11 protein-coding genes are annotated in these 19,695 nt (G+C 60.0%); 3 read left to right on the forward strand and 8 right to left on the reverse strand.

What is annotated here, in order from left to right; all coding sequences use genetic code 11:
- Positions 1–261: 261 nt before the first annotated feature.
- Positions 262–903 carry a response regulator transcription factor gene (locus EM6_RS04095; protein ID WP_126422869.1) on the forward strand — a complete coding sequence of 214 codons (642 nt, stop codon included), beginning with the start codon at positions 262–264 and terminating at the stop codon, positions 901–903.
- Here EM6_RS04095 and EM6_RS04100 read toward each other — a convergent pair.
- Together EM6_RS04100 and EM6_RS04105 are read right to left on the reverse strand one after the other, a co-directional pair.
- Positions 900–4,226 (reverse strand): PAS domain-containing hybrid sensor histidine kinase/response regulator, encoded by a 3,327-nt coding sequence (locus EM6_RS04100; RefSeq protein ID WP_126420448.1) that lies wholly within the window; start codon positions 4,224–4,226, stop codon positions 900–902. The genes EM6_RS04095 and EM6_RS04100 overlap by 4 nt on opposite strands.
- A 103-nt stretch (positions 4,227–4,329) precedes the next feature.
- Positions 4,330–7,296: a TonB-dependent receptor plug domain-containing protein gene (locus EM6_RS04105; RefSeq protein WP_172961122.1), complete on the reverse strand. Its 2,967-nt coding sequence runs from the start codon at positions 7,294–7,296 to the stop codon at positions 4,330–4,332.
- A 503-nt stretch (positions 7,297–7,799) separates the two neighbouring features.
- Here EM6_RS04105 and EM6_RS04110 point away from each other — a divergent pair.
- The gene (locus tag EM6_RS04110; protein WP_126420450.1) at positions 7,800–9,851 is read left to right on the forward strand and encodes an alpha/beta hydrolase family protein; all 2,052 of its coding nucleotides are present in this window, start codon (positions 7,800–7,802) and stop codon (positions 9,849–9,851) included.
- Between the two features lie 73 nt (positions 9,852–9,924).
- Here EM6_RS04110 and EM6_RS04115 read toward each other — a convergent pair whose 3' ends face one another.
- The 3 genes from EM6_RS04115 to EM6_RS04125 all read right to left on the reverse strand — a co-directional run bounded on the left by EM6_RS04115 (position 9,925) and on the right by EM6_RS04125 (position 14,074).
- Positions 9,925–11,499, reverse strand: coding sequence for a DHA2 family efflux MFS transporter permease subunit (locus EM6_RS04115; RefSeq protein WP_126420451.1), 1,575 nt, complete (start codon positions 11,497–11,499; stop codon positions 9,925–9,927).
- Between the two features lie 80 nt (positions 11,500–11,579).
- On the reverse strand, positions 11,580–12,725 hold the full coding sequence (locus EM6_RS04120; RefSeq protein WP_126420452.1) for an HlyD family efflux transporter periplasmic adaptor subunit: 1,146 nt from the start codon (positions 12,723–12,725) through the stop codon (positions 11,580–11,582).
- 29 nt (positions 12,726–12,754) lie between these two features.
- Complete coding sequence (locus tag EM6_RS04125; RefSeq protein WP_172961123.1) at positions 12,755–14,074, reverse strand: efflux transporter outer membrane subunit; 1,320 nt, start codon at positions 14,072–14,074, stop codon at positions 12,755–12,757.
- 243 nt (positions 14,075–14,317) lie between these two features.
- On the opposite strand from EM6_RS04125, the gene EM6_RS04130 reads away from it, so the two are divergent.
- Positions 14,318–14,941 carry a TetR/AcrR family transcriptional regulator gene (locus EM6_RS04130; protein ID WP_126420454.1) on the forward strand — a complete coding sequence of 208 codons (624 nt, stop codon included), beginning with the start codon at positions 14,318–14,320 and terminating at the stop codon, positions 14,939–14,941.
- Positions 14,942–15,179: 238 nt separating this feature from the next.
- Here the strand turns inward: EM6_RS04130 and EM6_RS04135 are convergent, their stop codons facing one another.
- From EM6_RS04135 to EM6_RS04145, 3 genes are all read right to left on the reverse strand, one after another.
- Positions 15,180–15,692, reverse strand: coding sequence for an autoinducer binding domain-containing protein (locus tag EM6_RS04135; RefSeq protein ID WP_172961124.1), 513 nt, complete (start codon positions 15,690–15,692; stop codon positions 15,180–15,182).
- Positions 15,693–15,916: 224 nt separating this feature from the next.
- On the reverse strand, positions 15,917–17,314 hold the full coding sequence (locus EM6_RS04140; RefSeq protein WP_126420456.1) for a PepSY-associated TM helix domain-containing protein: 1,398 nt from the start codon (positions 17,312–17,314) through the stop codon (positions 15,917–15,919).
- Positions 17,315–17,323: 9 nt separating this feature from the next.
- On the reverse strand, positions 17,324–19,639 hold the full coding sequence (locus EM6_RS04145) for a TonB-dependent receptor (protein ID WP_232037088.1): 2,316 nt from the start codon (positions 19,637–19,639) through the stop codon (positions 17,324–17,326).
- Between the last annotated feature and the right edge of the window lie 56 nt (positions 19,640–19,695).

The following is a 19,695-nucleotide window of genomic DNA, read 5'->3' on the forward strand; positions in this document are numbered from 1 at the left end:
TCCCCGCTTTTTGTTGCCCTTTTTTGCTATTCCGGGTGGGCAGCGGTGAGACAGAGGATCAGGCCGAAGAGGCGGTAATTGAAGGACGACCTTGGTCGAGACGGCCCCCGACCTTGGTCGTTCAGACCTTGGTCGAATGAAGGTGCGGAATGAGACCCATAGCCGCACTTGGGTCTGGACATGTCAGCGCCAAGGGTACAGATTGAGCGCGCCAGCATTTTCAATAATAAAAAGAATGCGGCCGGAGGTTTCGTCTTGAGTATGCCCCTTCCCGTTTCGGCCCCCTCCATTCTGGTCGCCGATGATCACCCGCTCTTTCGTCAGGCCCTGATACTGGCGGCGCGCAAGGTCCGCCCGGACGCCCATATCCTCGAAGCCGGTACGCTGGATGCCGCGCTGGAGGCGGTGCGTCAGGCCACCAACCTCAAACTGGTCCTGCTTGATCTGCGTATGCCCGGTGCCGAGGGCTTTTCCGGCGTCGCCCTGCTACACGCCGAGGTGCCGCACGTGCCCGTGCTGGTCGTTTCGGCCGCCGACGCCGAAAAGGCGGCGCGCGAAGCCCGGCGCTTCGGGGCCGTGGGGTTTATCGGCAAGGATCAGCCCCTGCCGCGTATGCAGGAGGCCATCAGCGACGCTCTGGAAGGTCGCGTCAGCGACACCCCGCCCGCCGATCCGGAGGTCGATACGGTGGCGGCCAAGGTCGCCGACCTGACCCCCACGCAGTTGCGCGTGCTGCTGGGCGTGCTGGCGGGGCGGCTCAACAAACAGATCGCCTACGACCTCAGCATTTCGGAGGCCACGGTGAAGGCACATATGACCGCCATCATGCGCAAGCTGGATGTGCAGAACCGTACTCAGGCCGTTCTGGCCGCCCGCGCTCTGGGCATCGGGATAGAGGGTTAAACCCCCAGCCACTGCCGCAGGGTTTTGGGCTCAGCGGGTTTGGCGAAGACCGGCACGCCCACCGCCTCAGCGGCCGCCTCGGTCGCCGGGTCGCGGTCGGCGGTAATCAGGGCGACACGCAGGTCTGGATTACGCCCCCGCAAACGCCGGATCAGCGACAGGCCGTCCTGACCCTCACTCAGATTATAGTCGATCAGGGCGCAGTCGGCGGTTTCGGCCTGACTGAGAGCCGCCTGCGTGTCATCCACCGCCTGCACGGCACACCCCCACTGCGTCAGCAGCGCCGACATGGCTTCGCGCACCGCCGGCTCATCGTCGACGATCAGCACGCGCCGCGCCGGGGCGTTAGTTGCCACCGGTACCGCTGTCGTGGCCTCAACGGCCTCCACGCGCGGCAGGGTCACGGCAAAGCGGCTGCCGCGCCCCAAGCGCGAACGCACCTCGACACGCAGCCCCAGAAGCCGCGCCGTGCGCTCGACAATGGCCAGCCCCAGCCCGACCCCAGCCTCACCCGATACGCCCAGCCGCTCAAATTCACGGAAGATACGGTCCTGATCGGCCTCGGCAATGCCGACGCCGGTATCATAGACCTCGATCCGCACACGGTCTGTGCGCGGCCGCAGCACCAGCAGCACGCCACCGGTTTTTGTGTAGCGCACGGCATTGGACAGGAAGTTTTGCAGGATGGAGCGCAGCAGGGTGCGGTCGCTCTCCACCCACACCGAGGGCGCGATCAGGCGTAAACTCAGCCCCTTTTCCGCCGCCAGCGGCGTGAAGATCAGGCTCAGATCCCGGGCCAGAACCGACAGGTCGAAGCGCACCGGGCGCGGCGTGACGCCCCCGGCATCGAGCTTGGAGATATCGAGCAGGGATTTCAGCAGGGCATCCGCCGCCTCGATCGAGCGTTCGACATTATCAACCAGCGCCCGCGCCTCGCCTTGCGTCTCCTCCGCCAGAGCCGCTGTAAACAGGCGCGCGGCGTGCAGCGGTTGCAGCAGATCATGGCTGGCCGCCGCCAGAAAGCGCGTCTTTTCTTCGGTCGCCCGCGCCAGAGCCGAATTGACCAGCCGCAGCTCCGCCGTCCGGCGTTCCACGCGGCTTTCCAGCTCGGCGCGCGCCGTTTCCAACGCTGACAGGGCGTCGGCCTCGCCCGTCACATCGGTAAAGCACATAACATAGCCGCCGCCTGGCATGGGGCCGCCGACCGTGCGGATCACCCGCCCGTCATTGCGCCGCCGTTGAAAAGCGTGGTGCGTGCCGCGCCGCATGTGGTCCAGCCGGCGCGCGACGTGGCTTTCGACCTCGCCCGGCCCGCACTCGCCGCGTTCGGCATTGAAGCGGATCAGCTCGGCCACCGGCGTGCCGACGCGCACAAGCTCAGGCGGGTATTGAAACAGCTCCAGATAGCGCGTGTTCCACGCCACCAGCCGCAGGTTCTGATCGACCACGCTGACGCCGGGGTCGATGTTTTCCAGCGTCGCCGCCAGAAGGCCGCGCGAAAATTGCAGGCTCTGGCCCGACCGGTCGAGCAGGCGCGCCACCTCATCCACGCTGATCGCCGTGCCGGACAGGGCGGACGACACGATGGCGTGGGCCGAAGGCGCGCCGACCACCCCGGCGATCAACCGCTCGGCCCGGCGCACGGCGGCGCGGTCGATGGGGGCGTGGTCCTGTATACGGCCAAAGGCTTCGGCGACCGCTTCGGGCCCGGCAAAGCGCGCCGTCAGCGTGGTCAACTGCCCCAGACTGTGCACCGCGCCTTGCCGCACCGTCGGCGTCAGGCGCAGGCCAAAGCCCGGACGGGTGCGCCCAAAGGCCGAGGCCAGCGCCCAGGCGGCGGCATTGGCCCCCAGCGACGCCACCACCCCGTGCACCAGCGGATTGAGGTCCGGCCACAAGGCCTTTATGCCGAACAGGCCCTGCGGATCGAACAGCGTCAGGGCCGCCCCTTCAAGCCAGTGCGTCGAAGCTATGGTCGGCCAGAACAGGGTGTAGGTCCACACGATCAGACCGGCCAGCAGCCCGGCCTGAATGGCGGCGGCATCGCGCGCCTTGCCATTGACGGCCAGAAGCAGGGCCGGAGTAAACTGTGCGATGGCGGCAAAGGCAATCTGCCCGATGACCGCCAGTTGCTGCCCCGGCGGCACCCACAGGGCATAGGTCAGGGCCGCGCCCATCACCGCCGCAATCGAAGCGCGGCGCACCCACAGCATCAGCTTGCCGAAATCCGCCGCTGCCGAGGCGCTGCGGTGACGCAGCAGGAAGGGCGCGATCAGGTCGTTGGAAATCATGGTCGAAAGGGCGATGGTTTCGACCAGAACCATGCCCGTCGCCGCCGCAAAGCCGCCGATAAAGGCCAGCAGGGTCAGACCATTCAGCCCCGCCGCATAGGGCAGGTTGAGCACGAACAGATCATGCGGCACATCCGGGCTCAGAAGCGTCAGTCCGGCCAGCGTAATGGGCGGCACCACCACAAGCGTCGCCAGCAGATAGCCCACGAACGGCCAGCGCGCCCTTTGTGCGTCCTCCGGTCGGTCGGCCCCGATGACCGCCGTGTAGAACTGACGCGGCAGGCACACCACGGCGGCCATCGACAGCAGCGTCATGACTCCAAAGTCGAGATTGAGCTGAGACGGGGCAAAGCGGGCGGAAAAATGCGCCCAGCCGTCGCTGCGCAAATCGGGCGGCGCGCTCATAAAGGCCAGAACGGCAAACCCGGCCACGGCAACCAGCGCCACCAGCTTGACCAGAGATTCGGTGGCAATGACGTAGAAGATGCCCTCATTGCGGCTGGAGGCCACGTAGTGGCGCGTGCCGAACAGCATGGCAAACAGCGCCAGGGCCAGCGCCGTCAGGGTCATGGGCCATAGCCGCTCACCGCCCGCCACCGCCGCAAAGCTGGTCCCCACCGAGCGCAATTGTAACGCCACATAAGGAATGGTGCCAAACAGAGCCAGCAGCGTCACCAGCGCCGCCACGCCGCGACTCTTGCCGAACCGCGCGCCGATGAAGTCGGAGATCGAGGTCGCCCCTTCGGCGCGCACAGCGGCAATCAGGCGCGTCAGAAACCCGGACGCCAGAAGCCACAACAGGATCGGCCCCAGATAGATGGGCACGAAGCTCCACCCCTCCCCGGCCGCCGATCCGACCGCGCCAAAGAAGGTCCAACTGGTGCAATAGACACCGAGAGACAGGGCATAGGCCGGCAGCCTCAGCGGCGAACGCCCGCCCTCACGCCGCGCCCGCCCTTCGGCCCAGGCGCCGATGGCAAACAACCCGGCTACATAGGCTGCCGCTGCGATGAGGAGAATATAGCCGTTCACGACCCTGCACCCTATGGCCCTTGTCCGTCGATAACACCCTTTAAACGAACAAAAAACCCCCGGTCCTGCGACCGGGGGTCAAATCTGGCTCTCTTAAAAGAGCTTACCAGTTGCGCTGGATCGACAACACGAAGGTGCGGCCCATCTGATCGTACTGGCTGGTCAGAGCCGCGTTACCGAGGCGAGCCGCACCGTAGCCAGAGATCGCCGGCGGTTGCTCGTTGGTAACGTTGCGGACCGTCCCGACCACCGACCAGTTGTCAAACTTCTTCCGCAGTGACAGCGTATGCATGGCATAGAACTCGGCGTTCATCTTGTAGTACACCGGGGTCGGCGAAGCATAGTAGGTCGCTTGCGAGTTGTAGTCGTAATAGTCGAAGTCCGAAGACTTACCCACCAAATTGACGTTCCAGTTCAGCGTGTAATCGCCACGGTTGAAGCGGAAGTTAAGATTGCCAACATACTCAGGGGTCCCGACGAAACCGAGCTGGTTTTGAGTCGGCGAACCGTTGAGCAGGGTGTAAGTCCACTTCCGGATGAAAGAGTTTTCACTTTCAACACGGAAGTCGAACCAATCGAACTTGTGATCGTAGCTCATGGTCAGGTCGAAACCACGCATGAACTGTTCGGCCACGTTCAGATAGTTGTTCTGAACCGTGAGGATCCCGTAACGGGTAAGCGAAGTCGGGTTTAGATCGCGGGTAAACAGCGAGCAGAAGGGCGACGACAGGTTCGGCGAACGGTAGCATTCGTAAAGAATGTTAGCGGCCCCAAACGTAGAAACCTGATTCTCGATCTTCGTTTCGAAGAAATCAACGGCCACGTTGAGCTTGGCGAACTTAGGTGTCCAGACCAGACCAACGGTGCGGTTGAGCGAGGTTTCAGCCTTCAGCAGGCCCTTGCCACCACCGGAGAAGATGGTTGCCGAGCTTATGCCCAAAGCATTGTAGTTGGTCGGAATGCCCTGAGCCGCACAGTTGGCAACGATCGTGGCGTTCGGGTTATTGACCGCCGCAAGGTTGTAGCACGGGTCAATCGCCGACTGACCCAGGAAGCCCGACTGGTTGGCCAGGTACAGTTCATACAGGGCCGGTGCGCGGAACGAGTCCCCCTGCGACATACGCAGACGCCATTCCTTGCTGATCGCCCAGTTCAGAGCGGCCTTGTAGGTGCTGTTCGAACCGTAAGAGTCGTAGTCCGAATAACGGGTCGAGAGGTTGATATCCAGTTTTTCAGCAAACGGCAGGCCCTTCAGAACCGGAATATCCAGTTCGAGGAAGGCTTCCTTCACCGTGTCCTTGCCGACGGTTTGACCCGAAGTCGTCGAACCCCAGTAGTTGGAGGCCTTGGCCTGAGTACCCGGATTGTCGTTCAGTGATTCCTGACGGTACACAAAGCCGACCGAAGCCGCCAGCGTACCGGCCGGCAGGTCAATCAGATCACCGGAGAAATCCGCTTCGGCATAGCTTTGGATGTAGCTGGTCTTACCTTGCTCATACCCAAAGATAAAAGCCGATTCCTCAGGCGTGAAGATGCCCGATTCAACCGTCGAAGGACGGAAGTAGTTGACGCCACCCGTCGGACAGGCCGTTGCTGACTTGAGGATGGTCAGGTCACACGCAACGGCACCCGTGGTCGCCAGAACGCGGTCATTGTAGATGAAGTCCGCGCCATAGATAGCCTTAGAACGCGACGTCTGGGCATAAACATCCCAGGTCCAGTTCTTGAAGATGCCGTAGGACGGAAGGATGCCCTTGATACCGGCCAGAGCACGCAGATAGCGAACTTCCTGGTCGCGGTTCGAATCCACCGTGATGATGGTACGGGCAAAACCTGGCGCGTAACCGTTGGGGTTACCCACGCGGAACGGGTTGTTCGGGTTGTTGAAGTGAACCGTCGGGAACAACTGACGGAAATTGCGCTGCGAAGATTCACGCACATTGTACATGAATTCGCCGTACACTTCGGTGTTGTCGGTCAGGTCATAGCCACCAAAGAAGTTGAGCGACTTCCGCGTAACCGGCGAATAGATGTCGCGGTCCTTGTAACGCTCAAGATAGGTGACCTGATCCGCACGCGAAGCGCGCGTCTTGGTCGCATCCACGTTCGTCGAACCCGCTGGGCAGGGCTTGGACGGATCCACGCAATAGGTCGCGCCAACACGATGGAAGTTGGTGATGTCATCACCAAAACCGCCGCCGTTCACAGCCCCTTGCTGGTACACATAGTTGCGACCGGTCGAGAGGTTGTCAAAACGGTTGGTCAGGAGTTGCGTACACTTGTATTTGCCCGTCTTCGGATCAATCAGGTCCGCACGGCTGCCGTCAGCGTAGAACATATAGTCTTCGGGGCAAGACCAGTCGCGGTCGCCCAGCTTCAGGGCCTTCTGCTGATAATATTCAGCCGTGAAGATACCGTGGAAACGGTCCTTAACAACGCCTTGAGAGACGGAGAGGTTGTACTCTTCGCCGCCGCTTTCTTCCGGCTGCGAGATAACAACGCGGGCCGCACCACCATCCATGTTCTTCTTGGTGATGATGTTGATAACGCCCGCAACCGCGTCCGAACCATAGATGGACGAAGCACCGTCCTTCAGAATTTCGGTGCGATCAACGACCGCATTCGGGATGGTGTTCAGGTCAGCCGGCCCAACGGTGCCGCCAACGCCAGCCGGGCCCACACGGTGACCGTTCAGCAGAACCAAGGTACGGTTAGCGCCCAGACCACGCAGCGAAACCGTGTTGGTGCCAGGACCACCGGTCGTGACGTAACCGGTATAGTTGTTGTTGATCTGAGCCGCGTTGTTTGCGGTGGTCGAACCCTGAATGATCTTGGTGGTATCGGTCTGCCCCACCATCGTCGAACGCTCAGACGTAATGATCTGCACCGGCGAAGCCGCAGTGAACTCATTACGACGGATGCGCGAGCCAGTAACCACAACTTCTTGAACGGCGGAAGCATCTTCCTTGGCGGCTTCCTGCTTGGCAGCCTCCTCAGCCGTCGGTGTCGTCTGGGCCTGCGCCGTCGCTGCCAGAGCCGCAAGGCTCATAAACATCGTTGACGCGAGCATCAATTTTTCTCGTCTCAAGGTACCCTCCATAAAACAACTCATAAGCGCACTGCCGCCCCCTTTTGCTGGCGATGCACTGCCGAATTTCGCAAAGAAAATTTCAACCGAAATCATTTGCGCGAAAGTTTTATATTAAACTAATTTTCAAAAACAAAAGCGAAATAGGGCAGAAATGTGCTCATGAACAAAACCTGTCGCAAATTTATCACTTATTCGTCACCATATCGAAACAAAGCACGTCGTTATCTGTAGTGATTACAGGCGCCGCAAGAGCCCTCTAAATACCTTCAGCTTTATGGGCTTTAAACAGAGGGAGATACATTTCCCTTTCTTTTTAGCGACTTAATTCGAAACTTCGTATCAAAAACTTATCTACCGCCAAGATGTTTATGATCTTGTCTAAAGTTCGGCGGTTGGCATATGGTGATTGCTGGTGAAACCAGCGGTGGGATATCTGCCGCTTCAGACTTTCGACCTAACCCCGCTCTGCGCAGGAACACACTATGGCTTTCTATTTATCCTTGCATTCGTCTCATAGAGCACTGGCTGCTGCTTTTTTTCTGTCGTCCGCCGTGGCAGTTCCGGTCGCCGTTCTGCCGACCGACGCAGACGCTGAGGCGGCCCCTCCCTCTGCCGAAGATTTCGGGCGCCTGCCCGCCCTTAGCAGCCTGACCCTGTCCCCAGACGGCAAACACATCGCGGCCGTGTCATCTCAGGATGGCAAGACATCTTACATCACGGTGTGGGAAACATCTGATATGTCAAAGCCGATCGGGATCGGTTCTGATCCGCGTGTCCGGTTTATGGGCGTCAACTTCGTCAAGGACGAACGCCTGTCCGTGACGGTCCGGCAAATTTTCGATTACGGCTCTCTGAAGACTTTTCTGTTCAAGAACGAGTTCACCGATCTTACCGGTTCCAAATGGTTTAAAGGCACCCCTGAACGCAAGGCGCAGAGCGAGGCCGAAGAAATAAACCGAGCAACGAGCAGTGCCCAAGTGGTATCCACCCTCCCGAATGATCCGGAAAACGTTCTGGTGGCTGGTGACCAGGGGGCAATTTACAAATCGAACCTGAAAACAGGGAAAATCACTCTGTATGAGCGTCTGGGCGAAAGAGACGGAAGCCTTTTTTATGACTTCAACGGCGTTCTGCGCGCAAAGTCGTTAATCAAGTTCGAAAACGGCAACAGCTTTGCGGTGCAGATGGTAAAAGACCCGGACACCAACGAGTGGAAGGAAATATTTCGGGCTTATTTCAAGGAACGTGAAATACCCTCTATTGTGGGCCTGACCAAAGACCCGAACATCATCATGGTTCGGGCGCGCAGAGGGCAGGATCACACAGCCATCTACCACTACGATATTCGCTCGAACACGTTTAAGGATGTTGTCTTTGCACATCCGAGCTTTGATGTGGGTGGCGTACTGCTGGACCACCGAACCGGCGAAATCATCGCCTTTAGTTACATGGCCGACCGTCCGAGCCTCTACTATGTAGATGAAAAGCTTGATGCTACCATGAAGGGTATAGAACAGGCCTTGGGTCTCAAGACCGAGGTTATCACCTGGAAAGATCTGGCCACATCAAAGGAGTCAAAGCTTCGTCTCCCGGATGGAGCCAGCCTGTCGCTGGTCGATTACAGCTCAGATTTCAAAACACTGATCGTCAGAAAGTCGGGCCCATCGACCCCCGACGAATACTACCTTTACATCGACGGTAAGGGCCTGCAGGGCATCGGATCGTCGCGCCCGTGGCTGGATACGTCGCTGCTTGGAGAAGGCCATCTGGAGCAATTTACGGCCCGTGACGGACGCCCCATACCGGCTCTGGTCTATAAGCCAAAGGTCGAAAAATACGGTAAAGGCCCCTATCCGACCCTGATTATTCCGCATGGCGGTCCGTGGGCCCGCGATTATCTTGACTGGAGCGTCATTACCCCATGGGCACAGTATTTCGTGGCGCGCGGATATGCCGTGGCCATGCCGCAATACCGTGGTTCAGATGGCTGGGGCTGGGCTCAGTGGACGGCGGGCGACAACAAGTGGGGCGAAGAAATGTCTGACGACATGGATGACGTCGCGCTTGGCATGGTCAAACAAGGCGTAGCGGACCGCAATCGCCTCGCCATGCATGGTTACTCCTTCGGTGGGTATTCCGCCATGGCGGCGATCGTTCGACCGAATCCTATCTACCAATGCGCCATTTCCGGTGCCGGCCCCTCTTCACCCAAGTCCATGCAACGCGAAACCCAGGATTCACGCTTCACGCGTGAATTCCAGCGTCCGTTCGTCGATGGTCTGGATGCAAAGGCCAATGTGGCCAATGCCAGCATTCCTATCCTGATCTATCACGGCGACCGTGACACGAACGTTCTTCCCGGGGAGTCCAAGGTTTTCTATGAAGCTTTGATCAGTGCCAAGAAAAAAGCCGAATATGTGCTTTTCAAGGATATGGGTCACGAGGCCAACAAATGGGGCCCGGAGCACGAAATCAAGCTTCTGAACATGGTTGATAATTATTTGAAAACAGACTGTAAGGCTGGCGGGCTGTAAAACGTCCTCAGTCAAAAAGCCGAAGCACGAAGGTGCTTCGGCTTTTTCATTTTTTATCTATCCTCAGATCGCATCAGTCCGCCGCGTGGACCTGTCCGTTGGCCATCGCCTTTCGGCTCAGCCAGATCAGCGGGATCAGACACACGATGATGATGGACGAGATGCGGAAGATATCGACCGTGGCCAGCAGATAGGCCTGCTGACTGACTTGCCGCGTGATGGCGGCGACGGCCTGCGCCTGAGACAGGCCCATCTGCATCATCTGATACACGACCTGATCGACGCCTCCGGCCCCGCCGGAATTGCCGCCGCCCGAACCGCCCGCCATCGCTCCGGCAATGTTGTTCAGGGCGTGGGTTTCGTAATTGTCCCACAAGGTGGTGGTCAGCGAGGCCGCGAACGAGCCCGCCGTGATGCGGGCAAAGTTCGACAGGCCCGACGCAGCCGGCATCTGATGCGGCGCAACATCACGGAACGATACGGTGATCATCGAGGTGAAAAAAGTGCTCATCGCGGCCCCCATCACGAACATGGGCAGGATCAGGTGGCCGAAGTCGATATCCGGCGAATAGAGCGAGCGCATATAGAAGGACAGGGCAAACAGCAGCAGCGAGATCGTCGCCATGATGCGTGCGTCGATGCGGTTGGAAATCTTGGCCACAAACGGCGTCAGGAAGACGGCCACCACCCCCGACGGCGCGGCCGCCAGACCGGCCCAGGTCGCTACATAGCCCATATTGGTTTGCAGCCACAGCGGCATCAGCAGATTGTTGCCGAAGAAGACCGCATAGGCCGCGCACAGCGCGATAACGCCAAACGCGAAGTTGCGGCTTTTAAACAGCGACAGATCGACCACCGGGTTCTTTTCGTTCAGTTCCCAGATCAGCCAGGCCACAAACCCGATGAGGGCCAGCAGCGACAGGATGACGATATGGGCCGAATTGAACCAGTCGGCATCCTTACCGGTATCGAGCACCAGTTGCAGCGTCCCGACCCAGAAGACCAGCAGCGAGAAGGACACCATGTTCAGCTTGCGCGCTACGGTCGGGGTTTCGCGGTTGTGCATGAAGCGCCAGCAGATCCACGTACAGGCGATCCCCACCGGCACATTGATCAGGAATATCCATTCCCAGGCAAAATTATCCGAAATCCAGCCGCCCAGAATGGGCCCCAGCACCGGTGCGACCAGCGTGGTCATCGACCACACCCCCAGTGCCGTTGAGCGTTTATCGGGGGGGAAGATCATGATCAGCAGGGCCTGAGAGCCCGGAATCATCGGGCCTGACACCGCCCCTTGCAGGATGCGGAACAGGATCAGCGACGGCAGGTTCCACGCGATACCGCACAGGAACGAGGCCAGCGTAAACAGGGCCACCGAGACGACAAAGGTGCGCACCACGCCAAAGCGCATCATCAGCCAGCCGGTCAGCGGCACCGAGATGCCGTTGGCGACGGCGAAGGAGGTGATGACCCACGTCCCCTGATCGGAGGCAACGCCGAGATTACCGGCGATGGTCGGCAGGGCGACATTGGCGATAGTGGAGTCGAGCACCTGCATGAAGGTGCCGAGCGCCAGCGCCACGGCGGCGAGAGCCAGTGACACGCCGGTCAGCGGCGCGGGTCCGGCAGAGGAAGAAGATGAGGCCATAAGGCACTCCATTAAGTTCAACTCCCCCTGAAATCAGGGGGATACCGGCCTAGCCGGAAGGCGGTTATGTACGACAGGCCTTACTTCGATACGTCGATCTTGGCCTTCATCGACAAGCCGACGCGCAGCGGGTGTTCCTTAAGGTCCTTTTCGTCGATCTGGATGCGCACCGGCAGACGCTGCACGACCTTGATCCAGTTGCCCGAAGCGTTCTGCGCCGGGATCAGCGAAAAGGCCGAGCCCGTACCACCGGAAACGCCGACGACCTTGCCCTTGTACTTTATGCCTTCGCCGTACAGATCGGAGGTCAGTTCAACCTCCTGACCCGGCTGCACTTTCTTGAGCTGCACTTCCTTGAAGTTGGCATCGACATAGGCCTGCGAAATCGGCACCACCGACATCAGCGGCGAGCCCATCTGCACCTGCTGGCCGACCTGCACCGACTTGCGGGTAACGACACCGGCGACGGGCGCGCGCACAACGGTGCGTTCCAGCGCCAGTTCCGCCGAGGCGAGACGCGCGCGCGCCGCCATGATTTCCGGGTTTTCACCCGGCTTGACACCCGCGATCAGCGTCGCATTGCTCTGACGGTTGCCTTCGGCCGAAGCCAGCGCAGCCTGCGCCTGAATGCGGGCGGCGCGGGCGGCATTGAGGTTGGCGATGGCGGCCGCATAGGCGCTTTCGGTCGCCACGACCTCTTCCTGAGACACGGCCCCGCTGGTGGCGAGGTTCTTGCGACGCTCGAACTCGAACCGCGTGCGGTTGACCTCAGCCTCGGCGGCCTTGATCCCGGCGTCGGCGCGCACGATGTCGGCCTCGCGGGCACCCATCTGACCGCCCAGCGCCTTGTCGTTGGCGTAGTAGCCCATCACGCGGCGTTCGGCGGTGGCCAGAGCCGCGCGCGCAGACTCAACGGCGATCTTGGCATCGGCATCGTCGATGACCAGCAGCACGTCGCCGGCCTTCACCATCTGGGTTTCCTTGACGAGGATGCGGGCGACCGGTCCGCCGACCAGCGCGTTGACCTGCGCCGTTTCAGCCCCGACATAGGCGTTGTCGGTCGAAACATAGTGCGAGGCGACCAGCATGTAATAGGCGCCGTAGCCCAGAACGCCCACGGCCACCACAGCGGCCAGACCGGTCAGGAGCTGACGACGGCGATCATTGGATTTGGCAGGGGACGTCTGAGCCGGCGCAACGGGCGGGGTGTTTTCAGTATCGGACATGGTGCGTCACTTTTTCTTCAGCGTGGAATTCAGTAGGAACCGCCAAGCGCCTTGACCATAGCGACTTCGAGGGTCAGGGCGCGGCTTTGCAGGGCCGTATTGGCGGTCCGCTGCGACAGGAGATTTTGTTCGATAACCAGCAGGCTGGCGTAATCGCTGAGGCCTGCCTCGTAGCGCAGACGAGCCATGCGATAGGCCTCCTCGCTGGCGGCGAGGGCTTCGTTGGAGAGGCTCAGTCGCTCGCTCAGCGCCGTCTGGCTGGCACCGGTATCGGCGACCTCTTGCATGGCGTTGATGACGGACTGGTGATAGCTGGCCAGAGCGACCGATTGATCGGCTTCGGTGCCGCGCAGATTGGCGCGCAGCTTCCCCCCCTCAAACAGGGGCAGGCTGATCACCGGGCCGGCATTGATGGCGTCCATGCCCGACCCGGACAGGTCGTTGAGGAACACCTTGCCCGCAAAGGCCATCAGGTTGACATTGGGATAGAAGGACGCCTTGGCGCGCTCAGTGCCGTGTACGGCCTGTTCGGCCCGCGCCCGCGCAGCGGCCACGTCCGGACGGCGGGCAACCAGCTCCAGATCAATGCGCGTTGGGGCCTTGAAATCGTGCGTATCGGGCAGGACGGGTCTCGGCAGGGTTTCGCCAAAGGCCGGGGCCTGACCGGCCAGCGCCGCGATCAGGTGACGCTGAATCAGGATGCGCTCATTCAGAGCCGCCACCTCGCCCTTGCTGTTGGCGACATTGGCGCGGGCCTGTTCCAGCTCGGCGCGCGGGCGCAGACCACCCTCGACCTTTTGCGCGACCAGGGACTGGGTGTCTGTACGAATGGCCAGATTGCGCTCGGCGACATCGAGGTCTTTGTACATATGACCCAACTCGAACCAGGCATTGACCAGAGAGGTCGAAAGGACCAGCACGGCCTGCTGACCGTCGGCGCGCGCGGCCTCGGCAACCGACACCGCGGCCTTCACCCCGGCGCGGTTCTTGCCCCAGAAATCCAGTTCCCAGCCGAAATTGATGCCCCCGAGGGTCAGGGCATCAATGGCGGGATCCTTACCCCCCATCTGCAAGGACGCCCCCAGGGCCGTCGCCGTAGGATAGAGCGTCGCCTTTTGCGTATCTTCCAGAGCGCGCGCCTTCAGAAGACGACCGGCGGCAGCGGTCAGACTGGGGGAGTCGCGCAAGGCCGTTTGGACCAGATCGGTAAGTTGCGCGTCCTTATAGCCTTCCCACCAGCGGCCGATCAGCATGTCCTGAGGCACAGCACTGGCGGTCGGGATAGGGGAAACGGGCTCAGTCTTGGGCAGCGCGGCGCAGGCGGTAAGCGCCAGGGCCGAAACGCCCATAAGCAAACCCATTGCGGGTCGTTTAAATACAAACATCAGGTACGCCCTCAGTTTATCGAACCGTACGGTACGGTCATTTATCTGTTGCGCCTATACGCCGCGCTCGCTATATTGTCAATAAAACCGTACGGTACGGTCAGTAATTTTTTGCGCGCCGCAGCAAGCTGATGTATCGACGACACATATTCAAAACGTGGTCCGTCGCAACGTCTGCAAATGATTGCACGCCACACTGAGGCTAAGATGCAAGAGTTAAAATCTCGTCCCGACAAGGACGCCCGTCGTGAAGCTATACTGGATGTGGCCAGCCGGATTTTCCTCGAAGAAGGGTTTGATGCGGCGTCCATGTCGGCCATCGCCGCGAAGCTGGGCGGCTCGAAGGGCACGCTTTATAACTACTTCAAAAGCAAGGAAGAACTGTTCGAAGCCTTCGTGGATCGCCATTGCGCCATCCATGCGCGGCTAATTGACTCGTTTGAGGTCGAGGGCGGCGGCTATCGCGAAGCCCTGCGCCGCTGGGCCCGTCAGTATCTGCGCATCGTGACCGCCGACTCAACCATGCGCAATTACCGCGTCATCATGGCGGTGTCCGAACGCTGGCCTGACATAGGCCGGGCCTTTTACGAAAACGGCCCGCTGCGTGGTGCCCGTAATGCCGCCAACTTTCTGGCCGAGGCGGCCCAGGCCGGCGAATTCGTCATCGACGATACCTTACGCGCGGCGCATCAGTTCATCGCCCTGTGCCAGAGCCGTTATCAAAAGGCGCGCTTCCTCAACTACCTCCCCGAACCGGACGAGGCCGAAATCGAAGCCGAGGTCGATGCCGCCGTTGCCGCCTTCTATGCGGCTTATGGACGACGAGGCTAACACCTAGTGTCATGAATCTGAAATTCACATGCGATTGATATCACCCTATGGCGAATTTCAGATTCAACAGGACACTAGTGTACTGACACATTCATAGGATGTGGATCGGCGTCCACCCCGGGACGTCTTCATCCCGTTTTAACCGCCTGATTTGCAACGGTAAACTCTGGAATGCCCGGGTACCGATCGGCGCCGATCGGAACCCGGGCATTGCAAATATCTCATCGAAATCAAATAATTATTGAAATTGCTGTGATCCCACTTTTGACGCCGAACTACACACATCGAGGTTTTCCAACTGCCTCGCCCGTCTGACGGACGTCGCCAGGGCGATACCGCCCCGAAGGGTCCTCGGTCCCGGGAATGGCACGCCGATGCCATTGTACAATCCGCCGTCTTCAGCTTCGCGCAGGAAATGTCTTTGCCGACGGGTGAGCTCGGTTTGGTGTTCGATGTCATTCCAGCGGAAGGGACGAACGGAACCCACGGCCCATTTGACGACCGGGTCGATACGCGCCAGACCGTTATGGGCATAGTAGTCCTGCCAGACCGCGGGATAGGTGCTGATCAGCCCGAAGCCCTGGGCGGACGCGTCGAGATCCAGATCGCGCAGGACCGAGAAGTTCACCCGATCATAACCGATGTGGGCCATGGCATCGATGAACAGGTCGAACAGCCGGTCGACGGATCGGACCCTGCTCGTGTCTTCTATAAATTGCTCAAGAGAATACTGACCGTTTGCATAAAGCATGACCGACTCCGTAACCATTGGATGTCCAACGCATTTGTCCGGAGTGGCTTTTTCGGTCTCCCACGCCCCGCGCCCTACCGGCGGTACTGGCGCAACAATACGCGCATTAGTTGAAAATGAGAAGCAGATTCAAAATAAACGCGGGGATTGCAAGGCGGATGCGGCATTCACGCTACAGGTTTGAGTGTCCTTACCACTTCAGTCAGCCTATAGGGACGCAGACCTTATGCCGCTCGCAGCCCCAGCCAGGTCCGGACACCCGGTAAGTGTCTCAGGATCAGGAATTCAAGCGTACCAACGACGATCAGACTGATCCCTAAAACCGGCAGGAATATTCCTAAGGCCACGATCAGTATCAGGAGGCCAATGCCCGCTGGCGTGGTCGCTGCCGGCTCCGGCGCACCAAGCTTCCCCGCCGGACGACGCTTCAGCCACATGACGACGCTACTGACGCACAGAGTGATCAGAGACAGGGCGGTAAAGACGCCCAGTGCCTGGTTTAGCCAGCCGAAAAGATGCCCTTCATGCGCGGCGATCATATACCCAACGACCTGATCAATGGGATGTTTCTGGGCAAAGGTTTCGCGGCTCAAAACCTGACCGGACTGGGGATCAAGCTTCAGAGTCACCCTGAGCGGCCGGTTCTGCGTGTTGGATTGGGCGGTCCAGTCTTTGACCTTCTTCGACGGCGCATTGATTGTCACGGGCGCCGGCAGGTCCAGCGCCTGTACTGTGGCGTACATGCGGTCGACTGACACCACAGGCGTGCCGTTGGTGTGACCTTTGTGACCGGCATGCTGACCTTGGCCCGTCTCATGATCGGCATGCTCTGAAACACCGGTTTCCGCGCGCTCCGTCTTGCGGTCAGCGGCGCGGCCCGAACTCCAGTCCTGTTTGACAGCCGCTGTGTGGGTAACGACGCGCACCTGCTTGAAGGCGTCACCCCAAACGGAGGTCCACGGAAGCCCTGACAGTAACAGGAACAGGGCAAAAAATGAGACATAGATACCCGTCACAGCGTGAAGGTCGCGCCAGAACAGGCGCTTGCCCATGCCTGTCCGTGGATAAAGCACGCCCGCCGGCCCTGAGGCCTGACGCGGCCACCACAGATAGAGCCCGGTGAGGATCATGACGATGGCCCAGCAGGCAGCCAGTTCCACGATGATCTCGCCGACCTTTCCGGACAGAAGCTCCCCGTGAATGTTTTTCACCTGCGCCATAAAGCGCTGTTCCTCAGGAACGGATTTGAGGATCGCGAGCGTTTGGGGGTGAACGTACAGTCTCAGCTTTTCGCCGTTCTCCGTAAACACAACGCGCGTGGCATCCTGAGGGTTCTGGCGCACCTCAACAGATGACAGTTTGGCCCCCGGATGGGCCGCACTGGCCGCTGACACCTGCTCGGTGATGGATTTCACCGGCCCGGTAAAGGACAGAGCATCGTATGGCCGGTCTATGGCGCTCTCGATCTGGGGTTTAAACAGATAGAGAGAACCGGTGATCGACAATATGATGATGAACGGGATGCAGAACAGGCCCGCGTAGAAGTGCCAGCGCCAGACGGCCCGCACCATGGCCTGGCGGCGCTTGGCGCGGTTCAGAGACTCCTCAACGGACGTGGACATGGACAGCCTCTACTGACGATACTTAAGTTCGATGAGAACGGTGCGCTGCGGCAGCGGGTGCGAGACGTAGGCCTGATAGTTGGCGACATTGTCAATGCCCACACTGACCTGCGTCCGCGGCGTTACCGCATAGTTCACCTTCAGATCGTAGGTGTTGTATTCGCTCTGGAAGCCAAAGGCGCGGCCGCGCGACAACCCGAAGAGGTCAGAGTTCGGCCGAGAGGCATAGCGCCAGCCCATCGTGCCTTTCAGCTTCTCGGTGAAGGCATAGGTCAGGCTGCCGTTCGAGCGCCAGCGCGGGATGCGCGGGAACTGCACGCCCTCGGCTGCCCGGTTGGCGGGGTTTTCAACCGTCTTGGCGTCCATCCATGACACGCTGCCGTTCAGGTCGAGGCCCGTGATGAGGAAGTCTTTGGCCTCATAGATGGCTTCCACACCATACTGCTTCATGCGCGCGATGTTCTTATAATTGGAGACCGTGTTGCCGTACTGATTGATGCCCTGGAAGGAGAAGATGGCGTCATCAATGTCCTGACCGAAGGCCGACAGGGTCAGGTTCGAGCGCGCGAACTTACGGCGGGCAATCAGGCTGATGTCCTTCGATTTTTCGGCTTTGAGATTGGGGTCGAAGCTATCAGGCAGAATAATCTGGGCGACCGGATCAAACGTGCCCTGATAGAGCTCGCCCACGGTTGGGAAGCGCGTGGCGGTGCCAAGGCTCAATTGCAGGCTCAGCGTATCCGAGACTCGGGTTTGCAGCGACAGTTTCGGATCCACCGAGGTCTGGCTGCGCGTGTCGTAGCGGGTGATAACCTTCTGGTTGGCGCTATTCAGGCCGCCGAGACCGCCATCAAAGGCGCGCCAGCGGTCGGCTCTGACACCCAGCGTCAATTCGGTGCGGTCGCTCAGGCTGATCTCGTCTTCAACGAAGACGCCGAACCCGGAGGTCTTGCCGAAGGTGCCGGAATTATAGGTGGCATTGGCGGCGGTGCGCCAGTTCGTGACCGAATAGATGGTCTGACCAGCCTTATAAAGGTTCTGGTTGACACCGAAGGTGATGTCATGGGCGCCAAAGGCCTGACGCATGGAGGCATCAAAGGCCCACCAGCCCGGTGTGTCCTGAAGTGTCTGCCGACCCGCGCCCGACGACAGCCCGGTCTGGAAATCATTCGAGGCCCGGCCGTCGCTTTCGGCGATCCAGAAGCGCGACAAATTAGCCCGCACGTCCCATCCGCCCCAGGGGCCGCTGACACGGCCACCGGCCAGGTACTCGGTGCGCTCAGAGGTCGAATGGGTAATGCCGGTAGCGTTGTAGTACACCCCGTTGAACTTCACGCGGCCCTGATAGACAGGCAGTCCGGTAGAGGTTGCCGTCAACCAGGTGCGCGCGTCGGTCAGGTTCTGGGATGACTTCCACAAGACGAGCAGACCATCGGCTTTCCAGCCCGCGCCCAGATCATAGCTGGCGCGCAGCCGCGCCTGATCCTGCACGACATCGACGGGCGACTGCGCCCCATACACCGGCGTGGCCAGACGCGGATCGACATAGGCCCCGGTGACATCGGTATAGGTCGCCTGCACCGAGGCCGAGGTCGGTTGCGTGGCAACGCGCGAGAGCAGGTTATAGGTCATCGACTGACCGGTATTTTCAAAGTGGCGATAAGAGGCGCGAAGGCCCAGACGGCTGCCCTGCGGCTTCCAGTTGAGGCCGCCTTCAAAGCTGTAGCCCTCAAACGTCTCATCAAAGCCGTACTCTTTGAACGGCATGATCATCTTCTGGACGGTGGCGTACCCGCCATTGGCCTTGGGCTCATCGGTCGTGATCGAGACCACGCCCCCCATCGAATTGCCGTTATAGCGCGCCGAATAGGGTCCGTAGACGATATCGAACTGCCGGATTTCCGACGGGCCGACCACGTTCCATTTCGGCGGGAAATCAAACCGGTTACCGAGGAAGTTGGACACGAGGAAGCCATCGACGAGAACGATGGTGCGCGCGCTTTGCACGGTATTGGCACCGCGCATAGCCACCACCGCATTGTCATCACCGGCAAAGCGCTTGCGGACAAAAAAATTGGGCGTGTACTTCATCAGGTCTTCGACGTTGAGCGCGTTGACCTTTTCAAACTCTTCCCGGCCCAAAGAGACGGACAGGCCTCTGGGCTTGACGGTGATCGGCGTGTTTTTCTGTCCGACAACGATGATGTTCTCAACCTTGTCTTCGGCGGGTGCTTCGGATGTCTCGGCCGCGTGAGCGCTCAAAGGAAGCACAGATGCCCCCGCCAGAAGCGTGGCCAGAAGTGCATTTTTTTTAGAGATGAACATGCCCATAGTCCCCAAGTCGGATGCGACCAGACGTCGCTCACAGTTGGGAGGCCGTG

It is taken from the genome of Asticcacaulis excentricus, assembly GCF_003966695.1.
Lineage (GTDB): Bacteria > Pseudomonadota > Alphaproteobacteria > Caulobacterales > Caulobacteraceae > Asticcacaulis > Asticcacaulis excentricus_A.

Coding starts and splice junctions, on each gene's coding strand:
- EM6_RS04115 (WP_126420451.1), bottom strand. CDS start 11,499: ATGGCCTCATCTTCTTCCTCTGCCGGACCCGCGCCGCTGACCGGCGTG.
- EM6_RS04140 (WP_126420456.1), bottom strand. CDS start 17,314: ATGTCCACGTCCGTTGAGGAGTCTCTGAACCGCGCCAAGCGCCGCCAG.
- EM6_RS04105 (WP_172961122.1), bottom strand. CDS start 7,296: ATGCTCGCGTCAACGATGTTTATGAGCCTTGCGGCTCTGGCAGCGACG.
- EM6_RS04130 (WP_126420454.1), top strand. CDS start 14,318: ATGCAAGAGTTAAAATCTCGTCCCGACAAGGACGCCCGTCGTGAAGCT.
- EM6_RS04095 (WP_126422869.1), top strand. CDS start 262: ATGCCCCTTCCCGTTTCGGCCCCCTCCATTCTGGTCGCCGATGATCAC.
- EM6_RS04120 (WP_126420452.1), bottom strand. CDS start 12,725: ATGTCCGATACTGAAAACACCCCGCCCGTTGCGCCGGCTCAGACGTCC.
- EM6_RS04135 (WP_172961124.1), bottom strand. CDS start 15,692: ATGCTTTATGCAAACGGTCAGTATTCTCTTGAGCAATTTATAGAAGAC.
- EM6_RS04110 (WP_126420450.1), top strand. CDS start 7,800: ATGGCTTTCTATTTATCCTTGCATTCGTCTCATAGAGCACTGGCTGCT.
- EM6_RS04125 (WP_172961123.1), bottom strand. CDS start 14,074: ATGGGCGTTTCGGCCCTGGCGCTTACCGCCTGCGCCGCGCTGCCCAAG.
- EM6_RS04145 (WP_232037088.1), bottom strand. CDS start 19,639: ATGTTCATCTCTAAAAAAAATGCACTTCTGGCCACGCTTCTGGCGGGG.